Below are 247 nucleotides of genomic sequence, written 5' to 3'. Positions count from 1 at the left end.
GTCCATGGCGGCGCAAAAGGTGCGGTGCCGCGCGCAAGGGTGAGCGAGGCCTATCGTTACTTCATCACGGCGCGCAATCCCATGGCAGGCTTCGCGGCCATGGAACTGGCCGATTGGGAGGCCTGGGACGTAACCGCGGACTATATTGCCGTCATCCGGGCGAAAGCGGTCAAGGATCCCGCCGAACAGTTTGCAATCATGAGTTATCTCCAGCGCAGCCCACTTCCTGCCTCCCAAGCGGGGTTGC

The 247-nt window shown here is 62.3% G+C and carries 1 pseudogene; it reads left to right on the top strand.

The features are described 5' to 3' along the window. Positions 1-247 (top strand): annotated as a pseudogene (locus ACPYOI_RS36670) (hypothetical protein); the annotation flags it as partial.

Source organism: Rhizobium sp. SVR5-2C, from assembly GCF_056755115.1.
The sequence above is the reverse complement of the archived record's forward strand: the minus strand, read 5'-3'. Positions and strand labels throughout refer to the sequence as shown.